Origin of the sequence: Providencia sp. M-27, from assembly GCF_011077905.1 — a bacterium.
GTDB classification, from domain to species: Bacteria; Pseudomonadota; Gammaproteobacteria; order Enterobacterales; family Enterobacteriaceae; genus Providencia; species Providencia huaxiensis.
In genome coordinates this window covers 32,513-51,318 of sequence record NZ_JAALBT010000021.1, presented here as the reverse complement: position 1 = coordinate 51,318, position 18,806 = coordinate 32,513, and the positions used below count along the sequence as shown (strand labels likewise).

The 18,806-nt window shown below is 46.6% G+C and carries 30 protein-coding genes; 2 read left to right on the top strand and 28 right to left on the bottom strand.

Going from position 1 to position 18,806, the window contains the following annotated elements:
* The 17 genes from G6Q48_RS19800 to G6Q48_RS23010 all read right to left on the bottom strand — a co-directional run.
* Positions 1-199: transposase (locus G6Q48_RS19800; RefSeq protein WP_166268111.1), on the bottom strand; the 199-nt coding region annotated here is incomplete at its 3' end.
* Positions 200-241: 42 nt separating this feature from the next.
* Positions 242-1,570 carry an NERD domain-containing protein kinase family protein gene (locus tag G6Q48_RS23030; protein ID WP_204162592.1) on the bottom strand — a complete coding sequence of 443 codons (1,329 nt, stop codon included), beginning with the start codon at positions 1,568-1,570 and terminating at the stop codon, positions 242-244.
* 605 nt (positions 1,571-2,175) lie between these two features.
* Complete coding sequence (locus G6Q48_RS19790) at positions 2,176-2,565, bottom strand: hypothetical protein (RefSeq protein WP_042847106.1); 390 nt, start codon at positions 2,563-2,565, stop codon at positions 2,176-2,178.
* Positions 2,566-2,605: 40 nt separating this feature from the next.
* Positions 2,606-2,887: a hypothetical protein gene (locus tag G6Q48_RS19785; RefSeq protein ID WP_042847108.1), complete on the bottom strand. Its 282-nt coding sequence runs from the start codon at positions 2,885-2,887 to the stop codon at positions 2,606-2,608.
* Between the two features lie 87 nt (positions 2,888-2,974).
* Positions 2,975-3,487, bottom strand: coding sequence for a GNAT family N-acetyltransferase (locus G6Q48_RS19780; protein ID WP_042847109.1), 513 nt, complete (start codon positions 3,485-3,487; stop codon positions 2,975-2,977).
* Entirely contained in the window at positions 3,484-3,771 is a 288-nt protein-coding gene (locus G6Q48_RS19775; protein WP_042847112.1) for a type II toxin-antitoxin system TacA family antitoxin, read from the bottom strand. Before G6Q48_RS19775 ends, G6Q48_RS19780 begins: the two co-directional genes overlap by 4 nt.
* Positions 3,772-3,916: 145 nt before the next feature.
* The gene (locus tag G6Q48_RS19770; RefSeq protein ID WP_042847114.1) at positions 3,917-5,203 is read right to left on the bottom strand and encodes a sel1 repeat family protein; all 1,287 of its coding nucleotides are present in this window, start codon (positions 5,201-5,203) and stop codon (positions 3,917-3,919) included.
* A gap of 95 nt (positions 5,204-5,298) precedes the next feature.
* On the bottom strand, positions 5,299-6,213 hold the full coding sequence (locus G6Q48_RS19765; RefSeq protein ID WP_042847118.1) for a tetratricopeptide repeat protein: 915 nt from the start codon (positions 6,211-6,213) through the stop codon (positions 5,299-5,301).
* Positions 6,214-6,492: 279 nt separating this feature from the next.
* The gene (locus tag G6Q48_RS19760) at positions 6,493-7,125 is read right to left on the bottom strand and encodes a hypothetical protein (RefSeq protein ID WP_052219367.1); all 633 of its coding nucleotides are present in this window, start codon (positions 7,123-7,125) and stop codon (positions 6,493-6,495) included.
* Positions 7,122-7,682, bottom strand: a complete 561-nt coding sequence (locus G6Q48_RS23025) for a hypothetical protein (RefSeq protein WP_052219368.1) — start codon at positions 7,680-7,682, stop codon at positions 7,122-7,124. The genes G6Q48_RS19760 and G6Q48_RS23025 overlap by 4 nt, the downstream gene beginning before the upstream one ends.
* Before the next feature lie 59 nt (positions 7,683-7,741).
* The gene (locus G6Q48_RS19750; protein ID WP_162762197.1) at positions 7,742-7,918 is read right to left on the bottom strand and encodes a hypothetical protein; all 177 of its coding nucleotides are present in this window, start codon (positions 7,916-7,918) and stop codon (positions 7,742-7,744) included.
* Positions 7,919-8,024: 106 nt separating this feature from the next.
* Positions 8,025-8,513 (bottom strand): hypothetical protein, encoded by a 489-nt coding sequence (locus tag G6Q48_RS19745; RefSeq protein ID WP_166268109.1) that lies wholly within the window; start codon positions 8,511-8,513, stop codon positions 8,025-8,027.
* A 335-nt stretch (positions 8,514-8,848) separates the two neighbouring features.
* A complete protein-coding gene (locus tag G6Q48_RS19740) occupies positions 8,849-9,280 on the bottom strand; it encodes a hypothetical protein (protein ID WP_042847127.1) in 432 nt (143 codons plus the stop codon).
* A gap of 6 nt (positions 9,281-9,286) precedes the next feature.
* Positions 9,287-9,541 (bottom strand): hypothetical protein, encoded by a 255-nt coding sequence (locus G6Q48_RS23020; RefSeq protein ID WP_042847130.1) that lies wholly within the window; start codon positions 9,539-9,541, stop codon positions 9,287-9,289.
* The gene (locus G6Q48_RS19730; RefSeq protein ID WP_042847132.1) at positions 9,538-10,095 is read right to left on the bottom strand and encodes a hypothetical protein; all 558 of its coding nucleotides are present in this window, start codon (positions 10,093-10,095) and stop codon (positions 9,538-9,540) included. Before G6Q48_RS19730 ends, G6Q48_RS23020 begins: the two co-directional genes overlap by 4 nt.
* Entirely contained in the window at positions 10,092-10,556 is a 465-nt protein-coding gene (locus tag G6Q48_RS23015) for an ASCH domain-containing protein (protein ID WP_052219369.1), read from the bottom strand. The genes G6Q48_RS19730 and G6Q48_RS23015 overlap by 4 nt, the downstream gene beginning before the upstream one ends.
* Positions 10,553-10,855, bottom strand: coding sequence for a hypothetical protein (locus G6Q48_RS23010; RefSeq protein WP_042847133.1), 303 nt, complete (start codon positions 10,853-10,855; stop codon positions 10,553-10,555). The genes G6Q48_RS23015 and G6Q48_RS23010 overlap by 4 nt, the downstream gene beginning before the upstream one ends.
* A 326-nt stretch (positions 10,856-11,181) precedes the next feature.
* Between G6Q48_RS23010 and G6Q48_RS19715 the strand changes: the two genes are divergently transcribed.
* Positions 11,182-12,231 carry an HNH endonuclease gene (locus G6Q48_RS19715; RefSeq protein WP_052219370.1) on the top strand — a complete coding sequence of 350 codons (1,050 nt, stop codon included), beginning with the start codon at positions 11,182-11,184 and terminating at the stop codon, positions 12,229-12,231.
* A gap of 151 nt (positions 12,232-12,382) precedes the next feature.
* Positions 12,383-13,468 carry a hypothetical protein gene (locus G6Q48_RS19710; protein WP_042847135.1) on the top strand — a complete coding sequence of 362 codons (1,086 nt, stop codon included), beginning with the start codon at positions 12,383-12,385 and terminating at the stop codon, positions 13,466-13,468.
* 17 nt (positions 13,469-13,485) lie between these two features.
* Here G6Q48_RS19710 and G6Q48_RS23005 read toward each other — a convergent pair whose 3' ends face one another.
* The 11 genes from G6Q48_RS23005 to G6Q48_RS19655 form a co-directional block, all read right to left on the bottom strand.
* Positions 13,486-13,815: a hypothetical protein gene (locus tag G6Q48_RS23005; RefSeq protein WP_042847137.1), complete on the bottom strand. Its 330-nt coding sequence runs from the start codon at positions 13,813-13,815 to the stop codon at positions 13,486-13,488.
* Positions 13,812-14,585, bottom strand: coding sequence for a hypothetical protein (locus G6Q48_RS19700; RefSeq protein ID WP_166268107.1), 774 nt, complete (start codon positions 14,583-14,585; stop codon positions 13,812-13,814). Before G6Q48_RS19700 ends, G6Q48_RS23005 begins: the two co-directional genes overlap by 4 nt.
* Positions 14,572-15,150, bottom strand: a complete 579-nt coding sequence (locus tag G6Q48_RS23000) for a hypothetical protein (protein WP_042847139.1) — start codon at positions 15,148-15,150, stop codon at positions 14,572-14,574. The genes G6Q48_RS19700 and G6Q48_RS23000 overlap by 14 nt, the downstream gene beginning before the upstream one ends.
* Before the next feature lie 108 nt (positions 15,151-15,258).
* Positions 15,259-15,783 (bottom strand): hypothetical protein, encoded by a 525-nt coding sequence (locus tag G6Q48_RS19690; protein WP_042847142.1) that lies wholly within the window; start codon positions 15,781-15,783, stop codon positions 15,259-15,261.
* On the bottom strand, positions 15,783-16,157 hold the full coding sequence (locus G6Q48_RS19685; RefSeq protein WP_042847144.1) for a hypothetical protein: 375 nt from the start codon (positions 16,155-16,157) through the stop codon (positions 15,783-15,785). Before G6Q48_RS19685 ends, G6Q48_RS19690 begins: the two co-directional genes overlap by 1 nt.
* 14 nt (positions 16,158-16,171) lie before the next feature.
* Positions 16,172-17,077 carry a DNA cytosine methyltransferase gene (locus G6Q48_RS19680; protein WP_080750912.1) on the bottom strand — a complete coding sequence of 302 codons (906 nt, stop codon included), beginning with the start codon at positions 17,075-17,077 and terminating at the stop codon, positions 16,172-16,174.
* 10 nt (positions 17,078-17,087) lie between these two features.
* Positions 17,088-17,309: a hypothetical protein gene (locus tag G6Q48_RS22995; RefSeq protein WP_166268105.1), complete on the bottom strand. Its 222-nt coding sequence runs from the start codon at positions 17,307-17,309 to the stop codon at positions 17,088-17,090.
* 22 nt (positions 17,310-17,331) lie between these two features.
* A complete protein-coding gene (locus tag G6Q48_RS19670; RefSeq protein WP_042847147.1) occupies positions 17,332-17,520 on the bottom strand; it encodes a hypothetical protein in 189 nt (62 codons plus the stop codon).
* An 11-nt stretch (positions 17,521-17,531) separates the two neighbouring features.
* Entirely contained in the window at positions 17,532-17,936 is a 405-nt protein-coding gene (locus G6Q48_RS19665; RefSeq protein WP_166268103.1) for a hypothetical protein, read from the bottom strand.
* A gap of 13 nt (positions 17,937-17,949) precedes the next feature.
* Positions 17,950-18,279, bottom strand: a complete 330-nt coding sequence (locus G6Q48_RS19660) for a glutaredoxin domain-containing protein (RefSeq protein ID WP_052219372.1) — start codon at positions 18,277-18,279, stop codon at positions 17,950-17,952.
* A gap of 177 nt (positions 18,280-18,456) precedes the next feature.
* Positions 18,457-18,768 carry a hypothetical protein gene (locus tag G6Q48_RS19655; protein ID WP_042847150.1) on the bottom strand — a complete coding sequence of 104 codons (312 nt, stop codon included), beginning with the start codon at positions 18,766-18,768 and terminating at the stop codon, positions 18,457-18,459.
* Positions 18,769-18,806 lie beyond the last annotated feature (38 nt).

Here is an 18,806-nt window from a genome sequence, read left to right as displayed (position 1 = left end):
TCTCAATTTGTTCCGGCGTGATAGGGGATGCTTTCGGTGTTTTGCCTGCCCGTTCGTCCCGTAATTGCTTTACCCACCGCGTCAAGGTGGAAAGCCCGATATTCATGGCTTTCGCGGCATCTGCAACTGTATAGTTCTGATCCACAACCAGCTGGGCTGATTCACGTCTGAATTCTGCACTGAAATTTCGTTTTTTCATTAAGGCACCTGTGTTGTTCTGAGGTGAGCATATCACCTCTGTTCAGGTGGCCAAATTTATTAAACCACTACATAGGTAAATACCATCCATTTTTATAGGAGGCTTACCAAATGCTATATAGTGGCATGCAGCAGTAGCTAAATATACATCTCGAGTAAAATGTGTGCCGTCTGAATCTTCGTATAACTCTTCAGGTGTAGCAATCTGATTGTGCTGAAGAATTTTACGAATATTAGAGACTGTTTTATTTTGCGGATCTGGATACGTTGCGGTCAGGAAATTAGACAATACTACCTTACTAGGGAGGGACACCCAGATACTGTGATTACCAATATCACGGTGAGCCACATCTATATCATGAAGATTCGCAAGACGACTAACAAGAGCTTGAATTAAGTTAATTCTATTTTCTTCAGTAAGTTTTAAACTATTCTTTCTAATAAATGTATCAAGACGCTCTTTTTTGTTTGGCCACTCATACAATTCAACAAAGTCAGAAGATAACTCACTAGGTAAATATTCTAATCGCAAATATGTATCCCTAAGATCTTCATCCTGACTTGCTATATAACCGAGTACATCACTTTCTCTGTGGGCAATTAGCGACCTCTGTTCAGGTGTTCTGGCATGCTCAATGATACAAGGAGAAGTAAAGTCCCAGCGCCGCATTAGTGCTTTATAATTATGATTATCAGAACGTTGACTCAGGTACTCTGCATAAAGTCCATCACGATGCCGGAATTGAGGTTTACCTTGAAGAACATAATTATTGATAGAAAAGTCTTTGGCTTTAAAATCAGCACTATTATTAGAGAAAATCCTATCCCACTGTTTCAGGTTCTTATTAGGCGCATCTTCCTTACGCTTAATCATCCACGACTTATCTTTGAAGTATTGTTTATAAATCTTATCATCACCAATTTTTGAAAATTCTTCTAACGAGAAAACGTACTCTTGTTCGTCAGGAGGAAGATCATCTTTGGTTGCGGTTCCACATAGAACCACACAAAAATCAACCCAAGGTATAAACTTATTGCCCAACCTTTCTTTTAATTTGGTTGAGAGTATCTTTGCAGATCTACGAGACTGATTAACTCCATGTTTTCGATGTTCTTCATTACCATTAGGAAACTGAACTACCCATTGACCGTCCTTCGAAAAAACTCTTCCTGACCACTTTTTAAACTCAACATTTATTATTCTATCGTGAGTGATAATAATTAAGTCACCTTCAAATTCTCCACTTTGTCTACCTCGCATTTCCAAGGATGAATAACCTTTCCAGTTTTGAGGTAGACTAGCTTCAAGTTTTTCATTAGCTTCTCGTTCATAACTGTTAATTCCTAAAGGGTCCAAGCATTTTATTTTCATTATTTTTATTCCTAACTAACCTAAAACATATTGGTTATTGACGTACATAAATCCTGATTTATGATTTTAATTTCTTTGTAAATATGTTATTTCTATTTTCGACCTACGCGTTCTGACTTTCTACAGCCATTGCATTCTCTTTACAAATAATATCAAATAACTATATTGCTGTTTTAATGCTCGGTTGTGACCGATTTCCATCATTTCATCAGGTTTTTATCTTTAAAGTTGTTCCAACGCACATTGCTTTCATTTTATCTAAACATTGACTGGGCACTGGTTTGTCCCATAGTTCAGCGTGTTCAGTATTTTTTAGCTCATTTTAATGTCAGATGAGTAAAAAGTAAGAACTACAAAAATGGGATTGCAATACCACCTGTTCAAAATTTCCCTAAATTTCATCTAGTTGATTGAGTACTTCCCTGTTAACATGGAGTTTCCCATCAATATGATCAGCCAACTAATTTACTTATATTGGATTCATTTTACTGAATAAGCGCTACTTTAGCATTTTGTTTTCCTAGTTATAGGACCATTATCCCGGCTTTTGACTGCTGGCAAAGAAAAGCCCGGACATTGCCGGGCTCAGTTCGCACTCGCTGATCTTACTTCTTGAACAAACGTGAGATTAACTTAATCCCGAATTTATCCAGGCCGTCAAGTTGCTTATTGATGACTTGTGACAGCGTATGGATTGACAACAGACTCATGCCAATGAACACACAGATGAACAGCAATGTGATGCATCCCGCCCCACCAGCAACGAGGTATCCCCAAAACGTTGTTGGGGCATCAATGATGGTCAGACAACCGGGCTCAGGTTGCCATTGCCAAGAAAACCCTCGGAGCGCATAAGGGAAAGCATCAAGCCCGTTCATAACGGTGGTGATCAGCCATCCCGTCCCGAAGAGCAATGCCACTCCAGAAGAGAACAGCAAGAACATAAAGGTAATGCCCGCCCCTCTGGGCAATTCGCGGCTTTGTTTAAAAGTCATTACGGCCTCTCGATTTTGACAGCAACACTCTGCTATTGGTTTATGGCTTAGCCTTTGTGTTGACTGCTTCGGAGAATTGCAGCCCAGCTCTTCTCAGCCAGAAGGCCACCGCCTTTTCAACGGCATCTTTGGCTGCGGCCATATCAGGGAAATGTCCCAGATCGCCTTTGAGGCCTGGCAGGCTGCAACGGGTAGCATAAGCCTCCTGCCCACGCGTATGCGTCGCATCGTAGTAAGCTGAACCGATCTTAAATTGACCCAAATAAAGTTGCTCGCCTTGGTTCCAACGGCTTTCGCTCGGTTTCCAGTTAAGAGTTGTCATTGCGGTGTCTCGATCGTGAAAAAGGTGCTTTCATTATGCGAGCAGTAAGGCGGGTGACGAAAAAAAAGCCCTGCATTCCGGGCTTGATCAGTTTGGATGAATACCCATTGCGAGTTGCAGATCGGCGAGTGTTATCATTAGCATCATAGGGTCAAGTGGTGAAGGGACGAAACCAATGTGTTCATAGAAGCGTTTAGCATCATCAGTTAGAGCGTGGACCACTATTCCTCGTATGCCCACCAGCCCAGAGGCCTGAATAACACGATGACAGGCATCTTTGACCAATCCCCTTCCAACTCCAAGCCCTTTAGCTCTTGTATCCACTGCCAGTCTACCGAGAAGGATGACTGGTATGTCAGAAGGCATATTGCGGCGGAATCGGCCAACAGCTTGATTGGTGCTCACAATCCCGGAAGACAAGGCATAATACCCCATCACTTGGTTATCAGAAGTGGTTACAAATGTTCGTGAAGCTCCTGAGTTTTGATTACTCATGGCCCGATTTTTTAGCCAGAGATCTAAAGCCTCTTCACCAGATGAAAAGCCTTCCAGCAAATGGCCTGTTTTGAGGGGTTCGGGTGCTGTCAGCTTCAATGTCATTTCTCCCAAGGGGATTTAGACATCAATGTTTTTCGTAATGCCTCATTGTTCCTTGGTGCGGCATCAAGCTGATTAATAAACTCCTGGTATACCTCGGGGCTGACGTTAATAACCCGCAGGTCCGCCAGTGTCTCTTCAGCAGCTCGTCGAGCGGCTTCCAGAACGAACTCAGTTCGATTTTTGCCTACCGCATTTGCGGCGCGGTCGATCAGGATTTTGTCTTCCGGTTTAATTCTCAGGTTCAGAGATGAGCGTGTTACCGCTACATCATTTTGAGTTGCCATATATGCCTCCCAATTAATTGCTTATTCTGCTAAGTATATAAGAGTGTAATGTCGTTGTCATTACAATTATAAATAGGCTACTGCACAAGAAACCTAGCAAAAACTAACAATTTACAGCGCTAGGTATCTAAGAGAGATGGAAGAGTTAATCTAAGTGTTTGTTAAAGATATGATTGAATAGATTTTTAACTAGATTGCACCTTAACTTGATTATATCGCTAAAGTCCTCCGTTTTTCTAAGAGGTATGGTGACATGATCAAAAATGTCACTAAAAAGCGATGCGTTAGGGGTCAGCTCCTCCCCTCCATTTCGATAGAACTCACTGTTGGGTGATATTTCATGGACATATTGCTGCGCTAATTCATTACCTATAGATGCACAATCGAGCTCATATCTTATCCAGCTAACAATATCACCTTCGCTTAAGCTATTAATTAAGAAGAAATAAAAGAAGTATAAAACAGTTCCGTCATGTAAGTGACTTGCTTCATTTAATACCAGAGGGTAGTTGGATAGGTCGGCAGACAGTTCCTTAGCTTTTACCAGTTCTTTTATGTGCCTCAGAGCCCCTTGATGTCCTTCATCTTGTGATTTTATGAACAATTGCATGGAATCTTCATAGCTATAATCACATCCATTTCCATTTTTATACATTAGTGCCAAATTGAATGTAGCTGAAGTATGTCCATATTTAGATGCAATCTTAAAATTATTAAAGGCCATTTTAAAATCAGCTATTTTTAGATATTCAACACCTTGTTCATATATTTTATTTGCTGATTCGTTATCGCTTTTAATGCAACTTGAAGACACAGAGTATTCAGTATTGGTTTTAGGGTAACAGTACACCTGTGCTTCAGGTTCACTATGTGTAGTTTGTTTGGTATGCCAAAATTTTTCCTTCAGCAAATCCCCTTCCCCTTGCTCGAAAGTATCTTCACTAATTAAATAACCAAAGGTTTGGTTGGCGTTAATCAGAAAATTTGTACTGTTTTTATTATATAATTTATATGTGTACTCATACTGAACTGAATATCCTTCCCACGAAAACACACCATTAATACGATTGCTGGAAAAGAATCGCATCAAAGATTGCCCAACAAATTCAAATCTATCTTGTAAGTTAGCTTGTAGAGTGAACATTATATAGGCGTCATTTTCATCAAAGCCAATAAAGACTTGCACTTCATCCTTTGTTGTTTCACCTAAGTATTTGTAGTTCACTACGCGACCTTTGAAAAGGCGGTCACCACCACGATCGACCTCAAAGAGGTTTTCTATTTCATGGTTTACATACAAAACATCGCCATTCTTAATTATAAAGAGGATATCCACTTCGGCATCGTTTAATCGCGCTCCGTTACTCAAAATTTTCTTATCTACCAGAGGTTTACGGTTTGGTCTGGAAAATATCTTATTGAAGAATCCCATTTTAAATTCCCTATTACTAGTGAGATGTTATAAACCTAATTAAACCTGTTAAATCATGCGCTTAAATACTCTTTTTTAATGGGGTAACTATATTGTTATTCCTCTAATCTATCGCAGGCCTTGTTACTTCCAAGCGAACATGACTTCTTAAATAGTTTGTTAGCTTTTGATTTATCCTTTTCAACTCCGTTACCTGTTAAATACAGCAAGCCGAGAAAGTAATTTGCATCTGCATTTCCTTGCGCTGCTGATTTCTCAAACCAGTATTTTGATTTTTTATAATCTTCTTTGACATACCCATTTGAGTCACCATACATAAATCCCAATTGCAATTGAGCATAGGCATTCCCTTGCTTGGCCGATAATTCAAACCATTTAAAAGCTTCCTCATAATTATGGCTGTTATAATAGTGTGAGCCAAGGCCATATTGAGCTTGGTCATTTCCTTGTTCAGCCTCCCTTTTAAGTATTTTTAATGGTTTATCATCCATTATTCCAACTGTACTTTTACCATTTTCAGTTTGATTATTTAACCTTGCCAGTACATCAGCAGCCTCTTTAACTCCTCTGCTCGAGGCTGACTGAAGGTATTTAATACCTAAGACTTCATTTTGCTTCACCCCCTCACCGACCATGTACATAGAGCCCAAAACTACGTCAGCTTGGCCAGAACCGTTCTCAGACGCTCTCTTTAGCCAATACAAAGCTTTTGAGTAGTCTCGTTTCCCGTCATAGCCCATATAGTAAAAAAATCCAGCCTGAGCTTGAGCTTCAGGGTTATTTTGTTCTGCTGATTTCATATACCATTTAATCGCCTCTTCGGGGTTTCTTTCGACTAGCCGCCCCTCTAGGTATACATTGCCTAAAGCTTGTTGAGAAAGAGCATCGCCATTGTTTGCCAGGGTTGTTAGTTTAGATATCAAGGATTGCTCACTTTTGACAGGCAAATTATTAGCAGTAGCACTGAGGCTTAATATCAATGTTAGCGATATAAAAAAAATCCGTTTCATATGTAAACCCTTTAATTGCTTATAAATACTTGGTGATTTTTGATAATTATACGTATCAACCTAAGATTGGCTGATCAAGCTGAAAAGTCTAAGAAATAGTATTTTTAATACCTTTAATTAAAGACAATAAAATAACGTATTTTTTCAGTATACATAAGGGGAATTTTGATATCCTCACGTACAGGTCATCAGCTGTTAATGATTAAAAAAAGCCCGACATAATGGGGTCACTTCATAAGCAGGACTTTCTGGGGGAAGTAGGAAAAAGAAGGAGAGGTGTTATTTTTGTACTTTGACCGCTTCAGCCTTCATGGCTGCATCAATTTGTTCTCGCAGCTTAGTGGCGTGATGATCATCCTCTTCATCGGTTATGGTTTGGGCTGTGAACATAGCCTCACTTCCATAGCGAAGCGGTTTTCTAACCGCAACATGATGCGCCACCAGCCAATTCATGCGCCGGGCATCGTCTGCTAACGTGTAACAGCTACTTACAGGCTGAGCAAGCAATGCGGTGCGGTAGGCGTTCCAGCCTTTGCACTCAGCAATAGCTTCGATAACCTCTCTATCTTGGCTGGTAGTGTCGAGATCTGAATAATCGACAGCATCTGGCACTGCTGGCGCTGGTGGAACGGCGACATTGCATAGAGCAGCACGTAGACCGACCTTGATTTCTTCTAGTTCGTCGTTGCCGATACTGCCATCAGTCAGGGCGTGATGAAAGTCGAGCGCCATCCGTTCTGTTACTTGAACTGCCTGAGCCTCTCGGCTCGCCCGCCCTTTCCACCCTTCCCACATGGCCGCAGCCATCATAAACCAGACGTTGCCACAGCTGTCTTTTTTGTTGTCGAAGAACCAATTCACAAAGTCCATCGACATGGCGTTATCTTTGGCAAACTGCTCACGTTCGGTCATGCTATCGTTTCCTCTGACTGCCCGGCCAAAGCCAGGTGCTGTTGCAGTGCAGCCCGAACGATGTCAAACATGCTATTCAGGCGGATAAAGACTGGGTTCGGCACCGTCGGCCACGGCAGGTACCACGGTTCAGTGCTGAAGTATGGCACCTCACTGATCACTGAAGAATAGGCACAGACTGTGCTTTTGATATCGTCAGATCCGTCGATTTCCTCCCAGCACACACGGGCTTGGTCTTTGGATAACTCCCCTTCCCGGCGCAGGCGCAGCACTTCACTGAACATGAAACGCATATTCGCCTCATTGTCATTGTCGATTTCGCTGCTCACGTTACCGGCCATGCAATTGACCAGGTAATCATTGCCGCAGTCACAGAAAAACTGCTCAACGGAGCGGTCGCTCATTGCGAACCAGGAGCCTGTCCACGCCTTGCCCTCACACGTTATCGTGATTCGGCCACGCCCAGGCCCGTAGTTTTCAGTCACCACGCGGATCGGGTCAAAGTCCCGAAGCTCGCTGATCTCAAGGCTCATCACCTTGGTTTCAGTTACTTTCATCGTCATTACCTTTTGTATAAGTTGACTTTCATCAGCGCGCGGGTGGCTTAAGCCAACATCTACTGATCGGTTAGTTTTACCAGCAAATTCCACATCACAACTTCTTCATCAGTGGCCGGACAGCACCCACCGCCAGACTTCCATTGTTTGACCCAAATACCCGAACGGTCTTCAATGAAAAAATCCAGATCCTGGAGAATTGGATTTTCCGCTGGCTTCTCTTTTGCAATTGGCATGATTAACAACCCCAATAATTTTCAGAAAGATAGAACACGGTACTTTAACGCTTGAATTTTTGAGTCTAACACCGGGTTCACCTTCCGGGAATTACTGACATTGCTTTTAACTCTGCTTGATTTCAGTAGGCAGATCCGCCTCAGGTGAAGCACACATCGCCGCAGCATACTGACGGGTAGCGACATCAATGTCGTCTTCAGTCTTTTTCGCTGACTTCGGCCCGTTGTCTGGGTGGCGAAGGTGTTCACGGTAGATCGCAGGCCACTGCACTGCGAGCATCGCCCGCAGCTGTTCGTCGGTCGGTTTTTTCGGTACCAGCATAAACCCGACAGGAATATGCAGCGCTGGTGGAGCGGCAAACACCGGCACCGGGTTTGTAATGCGATCGGCACGGTCAACCGGATAAATGAAGCCTTTGCCGTTTTCGGCATAACCCAATGGAGGCGCTTCCTTCAGTTCGGCCAGCTCTTCCAAAGCATCAGCATTATCCCGCAGCCGTTTCGTTTGCTCGGAATAGCCCATGTCTTCCCAGCGCAACGCCTCCAGACGAAATGCCGCAGCGCGCGTTTTTAACTGCTCTACTGTCATTGCCATTACGATTTCCTGTTTTGCTACGTCAATTAGAGGGTATGTGGCTTTTCAAACAGCTCACGGAACTGGTATGAACCATCGGTATGAATAGCCCGCATACGTTGGTACAGCGATTCGTTAGGGATGGAGTGCCGGCGCTCCACATACTGCGATCGGAAGAACTATACCGGTATTGATACTCCGCCACCGGCATAGGCGCTGTTGCCCTGTATAGTTCCGCCTCCACAGAGGCCTTTTCACGGCGCGCAGTGTCCAGGTCTGTCTGAAGCTGAATAACCCAGCGCGCGAGCTCACCGGTTTCATTCCGGAGGCGGCTCAGGTCTTGAATCTGGTATTTGTCAATTTTGCCCATTAGCAGGGAATCCCTTTTCAGTGAAGAAAGCCAGCCCTTCGGAGTACATCTGCTTCAGTTCAGCAGAACCCGGCTCAGCAGCGCACTCCGGCGACCATTTCGCCATGTCGGCCAGACCGACAACCAGCTTTTTAACGATCACACGCTGAATGTATTCCCGTCGCTCTTCCAACAACCAGGCAGAAGCTTCAGTCATGTAGAAATGCAGGGTCTTGGCGAAGCCCACTCGCTCTGTCGTTTCAGCCCGGCCAGCCAGATAGTCGCAGCGTGCGATCGCAATGCTCAGACCATCTTCAGTGAGTGCATAAGCACTATCCCCCTCGGAGTGGGTTACACCGGACTTCATCACGCAGTAAGCATCTTTATCGCGCAACACCCAAAATTTTCCATTCTCGTGAACGATGTCTTTTTCCTGCATGGGGTATTACTCCTGCTTTACAGCCGAATCGAAGTCAGTTGCCCGGAACGAACGGCAGGTATTGAAGATTGCCCAGCAATTGGGACAGTTAACTTTTGCGCCACGAGGTGCGGGTTTGGTTTCCATCGCCGTGTCGCTCAGGCCACCATCAAGGCCGCACAGAGTCGTATAGCCGCCACCCGTGCCCAAATCCCCCACGGGCAAGTGAACATGCTCTTCCCCGCCGTCTTCCAGCAAAGTCACAACAACCAGGCGGCTCATCGGGCATCTTCCACGACTTTGAAGTCGATCACCCAAACCATCGGATTGGCCTCCCAGCAGTCAACGCCGTGGATAACCGACCACTTACGGGCGAACACATCGGCCAGGCAGTCACCGCTGCGGGTATCCCTGATAGAACAGCCTTCCCTCAGCGCATCGGCATCACTGATGTCGCGAAGGGGCTCAATACGAACCGCCGTAATCTCCAGCGTAATTCGCGACTCAAACTGCGTCATTTGCTGCGCCGGAAACCAGCGTTTAACTTTATTGGCTGAGCCATCTTCAAGGTCTGCACGATAGACCAGTCGCACACCGCAATCGCCATAGGTTTCACGGACCCACAACCGATCGCCTACATGCCCGAAACGACAGAAAAACGTCGGCCCAAACTTGGGGGGCAAAACCTTATCCACCAGCGCGCGCTGGCGTTTGGTCAGGGATTCCGGGAAGGTATCGAGGCAGATTTCTTTGATCAGTTGGCGGGTTTGCACCTTCTGGCCGCTGTGGATTGCCCGTACCTGTTCGTCGGTGAAATTGATAGGAAACAGTTTCATGCCCTTTCCCCCTGCAAACATGCTGCTTTGGTTTCGGTATCATCCGTATGCTCATTAGGTACGAGCAAGCTGAATACCGCATGTGGACGAAGGCCAGTCTCGAAAAAGCTCAGTCGGCCGCGAATAGACACTGGCTTCAGCGTCTTGGCATCCGCCAGCGTGAAGCCTTTCGGCCCGAAGAACCACGGAGATTCGCTCTCTTCGACACAGCCTGTGATTGTGGCTACGCCGACAATCGCGCCGTAAGATAAATACTTTCTTTCAGGCAGCATCAGGGAATCGCCATATTTGGCGCGCAGGATCTCCCGCGCCTTTTCCATGTCGGCTTTGGATGCCAGTTGCGCACTGGCGTGAATGAGCACCGGTCCGCGCTGGTGGGTGTTCCAGCTGCGGTTTTCGATGTCCTTGTGGCCGTGAGTGATAAGCCATGCCCACGGCTGTCGGATAGATAATGCTTTCATGCTTTGGCATCCTTCGCTTCGGAGCGCTTAGCTGCACTCAAAATGGCTTCCACCACGGATTGTGCGATAACGGAGCTACCCAGACCGCCGACATATTTCACGATCTGTTCACGGAACGCCACAGCACCCGGAGCGCTGATCGTTTGGCTTATTTCAGCGCGCTGCGCCGCATCAATCACTTCATTAGCCCAATCGCGGTCGAACCCTGGCATTGCAGGCAAACGTGACACAACATCAGACGGCAGCGCGTCGATGTAATCGCGCATTGCAATGACAACTTCCAGCAGTTCGTTTTTCATGTCAGATCCTTATCGCGCTGATGGCGCATAAATTATTTATGGATTGTGTGGCGGTGTTGCTTGCCGTGAAACCAGTATTACCCCACCCGTTCAGCTGACGAAGTTATTGAAGGCGCCTATTTTATTGCTTACCGATCTGATTTTTGGCATGAGGCATGAGTGATGTATAGAATGGATATTTTGTGTTGGAAGGTTTGGCACTCACAACCTTCCATACACTTTAATTTGATAGTTGTCATTCGCTACAGTTGCGTTAATGAATTATAGTGAACGTCGTAACGGAATCTGTTATTACTCAGCTCAATTCATTTTTGCTAGAGGGGCTTATGGAATTAAATAAAAATGGCTATCCAACTGGCTTGCTAGTGCGGGCGGTTTGGGACTGTTGTGATGATCTTTATGAAAAACTTGGCCGCGCTCCTAGCCGTCAGGAATTTAACAATGAAATACGAAAACGTGAGCCCCATCGAACTGGTATTAGCACTCATTCTCGGCAATGGGGAGAATGGATTCGTTTTCATAACTTTTCAACTTATGTAGCAGACATTCCGGGGATTATTCCTGAAGAAATGCTTCATCCTCAATATCTTCGTGTTTGGTATGCTGTCACTCAGCTTAGTTCTGCTTCAGCAGTGGATATTGTCAAATGGATTCTTAATAGCAATGCTCCGTTAAAGGAATCTGAAGTTCGTATTCAATTAGATGCATTAACAGTTAACAGCAAGGCCAGATATAGATATCTTGGTAGCCGCAAAAATGCACGTTCTGATCAGGGCAGCCCATATGACTTATTATTCCGTACAGGAAAATTGAGAAATACAAGATATGAGCTATATGTTCAGGAGCTTCATGGAGTTTGGGATATTAGTGATGATGGCAAAACGCCAAAGCGCATTATTTCCCCTAGGCAATGTGATCGCTTAGTTGTGGAAGCTAGGGATGAATTATTTGCTGATTTATCTGAAGAAGAAGTTGATTCCCGATTAAAAGCTTTACGTGAAGTTGTTATTCGACAAGGCCAGCCAGCGTTCAGAAGAAAGCTGATTGAAGCTTATGAGGGTAAGTGCGCTGTGACAGGGTGTTCTATCCAAGTGTTATTAGAGGCTGCTCATATAATTCCCTATGAAGGCCTCTGGCACACCCAAGTCCAGCATGGATTGTTACTTAAAACAGACATTCATACTCTTTTTGACCGAGGCTTGCTTTGGATTGATTCCAAAATGTTAATTAGGTTATCTGATTTGTTAGCTGGAACAGAATATGCAGAACTTGATGGGCAAAAACTAAGATTACCAAGTGATAAACGACATTGGCCATTAGAAATTCACTTGGAAGAACATCGTCAATATTGTAATGAAGAATTAAATGAAAATTAATATCTTTTTTATTCCTTATTTACTGGAACTCCAATCAACCCCCGATGTTCTGTTATGAGGAAAGCAGAGCTATCGTACTATCTTTGGCAGCCTTATCGTGCCAAGTATGGCATATTCAAGAGGGGGAAACCTCTGAAAGGAGATATAACCAATGTTTCGTGTTGATGTAGAAAATAAGTCATTAATCAAACTAAAACCAACAAGCTTTTCGGAGCTTGGGCTAAAGGAACGCTTTGATATTCAGGAGTGGATCGAAAAAAGTCCAACTATTTTAGGCCAGGAACTCCTTGTTATTGGAAAAGAGGTCACCCTTACTTCCAACAAGCGTCTTGATTTGCTTTGCGTGAATAAATCGGCAGCACTTGTTATTGTAGAACTAAAAAGGGATGATTCAGGCTCGTCCGTTGAATGGCAGGCAATAAAATATGCATCGTATTGCTCAAGCCTTTTACCCAGTGAGATTTTTAAGCAATACGCGTCGTATTTAGGTAAATCAGAATTTGATGCAACAAAAGAAATTGAGCAATTTATCGATGCTGATATCACGTCACTTAACACTAAACAGCATATTATCTTGGCCTCAAAGGAGTTCAATTCGGAAGTCATCTCAGCAGTATTATGGTTGCGAGAATATGGTGTAGACATTCAATGCACTCGCTTGGCTCCATATGTTGATTCCAATGGGGAGCTATTTATTAAGCCTGAAACGATTATTCCGTTACCGGAGGCTAAAGATTATATTGAACGAAAAGAAGTTAAGCAAAGAGTCATTGCTTCAAGTCAAGATGATTGGACTGGTAGTTGGTTCGTGAATGTAGGTGAATGCGAATATAGAACTTGGGATGATAATAGAAAATTTGGATTCATTGGCGCAGGTCAAGGGAAAGTGTATTCATCTGCGCTTAAGCGACTTGCAGTTGGTGACAAAATTTATGCTTACATGAAGGGATGTGGTTATGTCGGTTTTGGAGAAGTAACCAAATCAGCAGTTATGATTCGCGATTTCATTACTGATTCAAATGTTCCTCTTCTCTCTGCCGGATTAAAAGCGCAATACCCAGACGAAAACGCTGACAATGAAGAGCTTTCAGAATGGGTTGTTGGTGTTCGCTGGATCAAACAACTTCCGAAAGAGCAGGCGAAAACGTTTTCAGGCGTCTTCGCGAACCAAAATGTCGTTTGTAAATTACGGCATGAGCAGACATTAAAATTTGTACAATCCCAACTTGGTCAGTAAGAACTGCTAAGTTGGGACTATAACTGCCTACTTTCACCTTTCAGTTCGCTGATCATCTGCTCAGCCAATACCGCCGCAGAGCGCGCCTGGTTAATCAGCGCCGTGCTCATGCTGTCGTCCACTAGCTGATTAGCGCGCTGGTACATGCGAGCAACAAAGCGCTCCAACCCAGCGATTTCAGCCCCAGCCAGCAAAGGTGCAACGCCTTCAGTCAGCTGGTTAAGCGCTTCGTGCATACCGTCCACAAAGCCTTCGCAGTAGTCGCCGCTTTTACCTGTGCGATCGCTCACGCAGTCCATATCATCGCCATCCAACATCCGGCGCATCGTTGCCTTCAGGTTGTTCATTGGCCGTTCCCTACATGTTCCGCCAGCACAAGGAGGCGACGACCGACGGCCTTGACAACTTCCTGGCTAGTTTCACGCGTCATTTCCTGCGCAATGTTACCGGCATGGTTTGCCGCTGCGATGGTGGCATCCTTCTTGATTTTCCGCAGGCCGCGTTCAATCGCCGGGTAGTCCGTGTTGTGGAGAGCGTCGTTTGCGATCATAGCCGCAGTACCGGCCGCGCCTTTGTCCGTCACGTCGATGTGCTCAAGAATGGCCGCATGAGCATCTTTCAGCATTTTACCTTCAGCCATCAGCTGTTCCACTTCAGACGTCGGGATGTAACCTTTCGTCGGGCTGTTTTCCAGTGCAGGCATCAGTGCATAGCCACAAACCTGAGTGATGTGACGGCCCACGCTGTCTTCCGGCCCCACTTCGCGCAGGTCGGTCTGACTGGCGCGTTGCACGACGATACCCCAAACAACCTGGTCTGTTTCTTCAGGCCAGCCGTCACAGGCCTCTCCCCGGTAGTAGTCGATATGCTCTTCAGCGGCTTTTCGGGCTTTGTCGGCGCTGTCGTGCTCATCGTAACCGCCGTCGGTACTGTAGGAGAAAAACTCCAAACCGTCGGTCACGCGCTTGAGCTCTTCCACCAGATGGATGTTCTCAGCGCGCATCTGCTCGCCTTCAGTCAATTTGCGCGCCAGATAATTCACCAGCGGCTCGTTGACCTTCATGTCGCGAGGAATGCATTTGCCGTCCAGCAGACCTTGGATCTCAATTGGTGTCATCTTTCTTCTCCTGATATACCAGTTTGCCAGTCAAAATGGCGTCGCGGATGGTGTTGAACTCCTTCGCCCAATACTGCGAATCGACGAAAATTTCCAACTTGTTGTAGTCGTGCTTTTTGCGTTGAATGAAGGCCTGCGCGGCTTCGCGCGTGAAGTGTGCGTTGACGTATTCCCACTCCCAGACGTAGCCGGTTACGGTATGCTCTGGTAACTCGCCTAGCACATCCCATTGCTGATCGACGCGAATAGCCAGAAAATCAGCTTGGTATTCGGCCTGGCATTTTTGGTTGAGCTCGTTTCGCTCGTCCGTATCCAGGTCATCCCAGTATTCTTGGGGGCTAAACCAGCGAGCATCATCTACGGCCACCAGCCGGTCTTCGATGTAGTCCATATCCAGCCCCGTGATCAGGCGTTTCTTTTGAACGACGAACAACGGGTCTGCGGTACAGTGCTCATCAACGCCTTTGCCGACGCAGTGATATTTCAGGCGGGAGACAAAATCAGCCCAGGTTTCCGCGTTTAATGGCGCACCGGTCGCGAGCGAGGGTTTCTGTTCAGTAGTCATTGTTTCGTTTTTCCATCCAAAGGGCGCTTATATTCCACAACCAGTATCGCCCCGCCCTCTCAGCCAACGAAGCTATTGCAGGTACAAAAAAAGGGGCTTTCGCCCCTGTCATTTGCAACATGACCAGAAATGTTTGGCGTGCTCTCCTGGCAATGTATATTGCTTCAGCGGCGAGACGAACTCAGTCAGCAGCGGATCCCTCATCCAGACGTTGAACAGCGTCGTTAACGTGAGCACTTCATTTTTAAAGCACTCACCTTCAGCCAGATCGCGCGCGCGGATGCGGGCTTCAGGCGACAGTGTTTGCCCCGCAATCTTCTCCAGAAAATTCACCAGTTCTAAAGGGATCCGGCCTAGCGATGATGGTGCAGGTGGCTCATTTAACAGGTGAGTGATGATTTTGAGCCAATCATCATTGTTAACGACCACCAGGGGGATATTGCCAGGACGGAAATACTCAACCGATACAGCCCCGCCGTCATAGGCCTTAACCGTTGCACAATCGGATAAGACAGCCCTGTTTTTGCCTATCACATAATACCCCTGGTGATCGCTGTGCGTGCAGGTGTGAATTATCCGCAGCCCCGCTTCCAGTATCTGTTCGCTGGTGGTTTTAGCTGGTGAGTGGCTCATTACTGCATATCCTTTTTTTCCTGCCGACGGTATAGCGCTGTAACGATGAACACAATCAGCGCGGCCATAATGAGTGGGTTTTTAAACGGTGGTTCAAAGGGACCGAAACCGATCACGATCGGCCCGCCAAGGGCACACGCCCACAGCGATAACCAATAGATGGTTTCAGGGAAGTTCTCTCGGACAGAAGGCCTGGAAAAAATGAGAACATGAGAAACCAGCGCAATCGCGACTCCCATCCACAGTGAGTTGATATCCAACGCTCCCAGAATTCCCGCGACGCCTGCACCAAACAGTGCGTATGCCAAAGCGGCATACTGAACCAGCATGGCAAGTTCCCGACGGTCGGCTTTTTGCTCTTCCGTTAATTTCATCTTTTTCTCCAGGGTTAATGAATGAGGGAAAACTTATCGCTAACCTGCGCCATGTAGCGGATCATCTCAATCCCTACCCACTCGCCGACGTAGGTGCTGACACCGTTACCGATCTGCTTATACGCGGAGGTATCGCATACCGGGAATTCAAACCAGTCTGGAACCCCTTGCAAACGTGCATATTCACGCACTGAATACGGACGCGCTCCCAGAGGGAAACGTTTATCAACGACTAATCGTGTCGATTTATCCTTTGCATAGTGAGCTACACACGTCGGCGCGATATCGTCTTTGGCCGGGTCGCTAATGATGGGTAAATCGCGATATCCGCCCTGTAGGCGTGTTTCTACCGACTTAGGGATACGAACATCCGGGTTATCCTCTAAAATCGCGCTGAGGGGGATTGGGCGCGTATTTTCCGGCGGGCGGATATCGAACGGGCGTCGTGTGCCAATGATGATCAGGCGGTGCCGACGCTGCGGTACCCACAGCTCAGATTTCACGGGGCAGAATACCTGAATGAAATAGCCCGCCAGCTTGGTCATGGCTTCCATAACGACCGGGAAAGCCTGCATGCCCGGCACGTTTTCAATGACATAGAACTCAGGCCGGGCGACAGCCAGGTGGCGCAGTGCGTGAAGGAATAGCTCATCACCCGTTCGCGTGCCGTGGATGTCGCCGATCGTCGAATACTTCGTACAGGGATAGGTAAACGACATGCCGTGGCAGCTATCCTGCTCCAGCACCATTTCCTGTGTGATATCGCAGTGTTTGATATGGTCGCCCAGGTTGTGGCGATAGGTCTTAACGGCATCTTCGTCCAGTTCGAAAGACTGGGCGATCTGAATACCGGCATTCTTCAGGCCGATATCCATCAGCCCGGCACCGCAAAAATAACTGTTCATCAGAACTGGTGACATTCGACTTTCCTCAGAGATGGTCGATGATTTCTATGGCTATGCTCAGCCATATTGCACAGAGAGAAAGTGACAACATCACGCGGTAACGTTTAGGAATGTCATTCTCGCTGTTGAATTGAAAAAGGGCCCAACCGAATATCACACTCATCAGCCCAAGAAGAAAATAACCCAGGGTAGAGTGCCCTTCTGGTGTTTTACCGATAGCCGATAAAATCTGGTTTAAATGGCCCATTAATGACAAATCGCCTTAAGGTCTAAGCAAAGTTAATCCAAAGAATTGTGGCAATTGCACCCAGCCCAGCAATTCCGCCCGCCACCATCAGACCCAATGATGGGCGAGGGATACAGCACGCTACGACGAAAAAGAGGATGAAAAAGGCCAACATAACAATGGCAAAGGGTGAAATGCCACTCGCTCCTGATACAAAGTCGTGTACAGTCATTATCGATACTCTTAGTGATTGGTTTGACGTTCAGCGGCATACAGGCGAGCCAGAATGCCATCCAGCGCGCCATCCAGCGCTTTGTAAAACGAATCTGTGCCAGCCATTTCGTCACGCATATCCAGCAGCGCTTCCAGCTCGGCATCGTCGATCGGCTGCACGGCATTGCTGGTGGCCGACACTACTTCGCCCGGATCAACAGGAACCCCGGCTTTAAACAGTACGTCGATAGCGTCCTGTCGGTACATCACCGGACGGCCGGAAGGCGGCGTCCAGTTGATAGGCTCCAGCATCACTTTCATTTCGACTTTTGCATCCACCAGCGCTTGTGTCAGCTCGGCGAGCAAGACAACGTCAGCCCCGCTTGGTGGTTGAAGCCCTAAGGCTGGAGGGATTGCGACGGTTTGATAGCTCACGGCATTCACCTTCTTACTTGGCTTCGCCAGGAGCCGAAAACAGTTCAGGCTCGCGCATCTCGATCATGACACACATCCGGGTATAACCAGAGATAGCATCGCCTTCTGGCTTTCCGTCAATCAGCGCCTTGATACAATCGGGGCGATAACCCGACCAGGACACCGCTTCGCCTGCATCAGGCTCCACCAGCACAACCGGCGCAGACTTGAAGCCCATATTGCGGAACAGCTCGCGATGAATTTCGATGCTGCCTTCTACGAACTCAACACCGTTTGCGGCCAGGCGCTCTTTGGTCATACGGCAAGGCTGGCAATTTGGGAGGCTGAAGATAATGACTTTCATGGTGACCCCTGTTATCGGTTAGTTTGTTTACCTGCAACCAGTATCCCCTCCCCCCAACGGCTGACGAAGCATTTGACATAAAAAAAGCACCTCGAAAGATGCTTTTATTTTGGTATTTTAAAACGCCAGGCCCGCATGATGTTTGGTGGAAAAATGGGGGGCGCTGCAACCGTGCTTTTACTGATAATTGGAAAGTGGTTGACCGATCATCCCAGTGACCTTCAACAGTTCTCCAGCGGTGACTGTGCGCAGCATTTCGGAGCGCCCGAACTTAACGTAATCCTCACGGGACATGGTTTTGTAATCCGGATGTGGCCTGTCGTTACAAAGCTGCCAATTCTGGTCAGCGCTATCGCGGCGAAGCACGAAGACATCGACCGACATGTGCAGGCCAGCGCCAAACATTGCCGTAGCAACAATTTTTGCCTGCGAACCATCATTGCGCTGAATAAGCTGTTCCGCTTTGGTGACCAGTTCTTGTTCTTTCATTTTTCGTTCCTCAGCTGGTGGTTGTCATAAACAGGGGG

Bases quoted from the DNA above. Each gene is read 5' to 3' on its own strand.
- G6Q48_RS23030 (WP_204162592.1), bottom strand. From the start codon at position 1,570: ATGAAAATAAAATGCTTGGACCCTTTAGGAATTAACAGTTATGAACGA.
- G6Q48_RS19790 (WP_042847106.1), bottom strand. From the start codon at position 2,565: ATGACTTTTAAACAAAGCCGCGAATTGCCCAGAGGGGCGGGCATTACC.
- G6Q48_RS19785 (WP_042847108.1), bottom strand. From the start codon at position 2,887: ATGACAACTCTTAACTGGAAACCGAGCGAAAGCCGTTGGAACCAAGGC.
- G6Q48_RS19780 (WP_042847109.1), bottom strand. From the start codon at position 3,487: ATGACATTGAAGCTGACAGCACCCGAACCCCTCAAAACAGGCCATTTG.
- G6Q48_RS19775 (WP_042847112.1), bottom strand. From the start codon at position 3,771: ATGGCAACTCAAAATGATGTAGCGGTAACACGCTCATCTCTGAACCTG.
- G6Q48_RS19770 (WP_042847114.1), bottom strand. From the start codon at position 5,203: ATGGGATTCTTCAATAAGATATTTTCCAGACCAAACCGTAAACCTCTG.
- G6Q48_RS19765 (WP_042847118.1), bottom strand. From the start codon at position 6,213: ATGAAACGGATTTTTTTTATATCGCTAACATTGATATTAAGCCTCAGT.
- G6Q48_RS19760 (WP_052219367.1), bottom strand. From the start codon at position 7,125: ATGACCGAACGTGAGCAGTTTGCCAAAGATAACGCCATGTCGATGGAC.
- G6Q48_RS23025 (WP_052219368.1), bottom strand. From the start codon at position 7,682: ATGAAAGTAACTGAAACCAAGGTGATGAGCCTTGAGATCAGCGAGCTT.
- G6Q48_RS19750 (WP_162762197.1), bottom strand. From the start codon at position 7,918: ATGCCAATTGCAAAAGAGAAGCCAGCGGAAAATCCAATTCTCCAGGAT.
- G6Q48_RS19745 (WP_166268109.1), bottom strand. From the start codon at position 8,513: ATGGCAATGACAGTAGAGCAGTTAAAAACGCGCGCTGCGGCATTTCGT.
- G6Q48_RS19740 (WP_042847127.1), bottom strand. From the start codon at position 9,280: ATGCAGGAAAAAGACATCGTTCACGAGAATGGAAAATTTTGGGTGTTG.
- G6Q48_RS23020 (WP_042847130.1), bottom strand. From the start codon at position 9,541: ATGAGCCGCCTGGTTGTTGTGACTTTGCTGGAAGACGGCGGGGAAGAG.
- G6Q48_RS19730 (WP_042847132.1), bottom strand. From the start codon at position 10,095: ATGAAACTGTTTCCTATCAATTTCACCGACGAACAGGTACGGGCAATC.
- G6Q48_RS23015 (WP_052219369.1), bottom strand. From the start codon at position 10,556: ATGAAAGCATTATCTATCCGACAGCCGTGGGCATGGCTTATCACTCAC.
- G6Q48_RS23010 (WP_042847133.1), bottom strand. From the start codon at position 10,855: ATGAAAAACGAACTGCTGGAAGTTGTCATTGCAATGCGCGATTACATC.
- G6Q48_RS19715 (WP_052219370.1), top strand. From the start codon at position 11,182: ATGGAATTAAATAAAAATGGCTATCCAACTGGCTTGCTAGTGCGGGCG.
- G6Q48_RS19710 (WP_042847135.1), top strand. From the start codon at position 12,383: ATGTTTCGTGTTGATGTAGAAAATAAGTCATTAATCAAACTAAAACCA.
- G6Q48_RS23005 (WP_042847137.1), bottom strand. From the start codon at position 13,815: ATGAACAACCTGAAGGCAACGATGCGCCGGATGTTGGATGGCGATGAT.
- G6Q48_RS19700 (WP_166268107.1), bottom strand. From the start codon at position 14,585: ATGACACCAATTGAGATCCAAGGTCTGCTGGACGGCAAATGCATTCCT.
- G6Q48_RS23000 (WP_042847139.1), bottom strand. From the start codon at position 15,150: ATGACTACTGAACAGAAACCCTCGCTCGCGACCGGTGCGCCATTAAAC.
- G6Q48_RS19690 (WP_042847142.1), bottom strand. From the start codon at position 15,783: ATGAGCCACTCACCAGCTAAAACCACCAGCGAACAGATACTGGAAGCG.
- G6Q48_RS19685 (WP_042847144.1), bottom strand. From the start codon at position 16,157: ATGAAATTAACGGAAGAGCAAAAAGCCGACCGTCGGGAACTTGCCATG.
- G6Q48_RS19680 (WP_080750912.1), bottom strand. From the start codon at position 17,077: ATGTCACCAGTTCTGATGAACAGTTATTTTTGCGGTGCCGGGCTGATG.
- G6Q48_RS22995 (WP_166268105.1), bottom strand. From the start codon at position 17,309: ATGGGCCATTTAAACCAGATTTTATCGGCTATCGGTAAAACACCAGAA.
- G6Q48_RS19670 (WP_042847147.1), bottom strand. From the start codon at position 17,520: ATGACTGTACACGACTTTGTATCAGGAGCGAGTGGCATTTCACCCTTT.
- G6Q48_RS19660 (WP_052219372.1), bottom strand. From the start codon at position 18,279: ATGAAAGTCATTATCTTCAGCCTCCCAAATTGCCAGCCTTGCCGTATG.
- G6Q48_RS19655 (WP_042847150.1), bottom strand. From the start codon at position 18,768: ATGAAAGAACAAGAACTGGTCACCAAAGCGGAACAGCTTATTCAGCGC.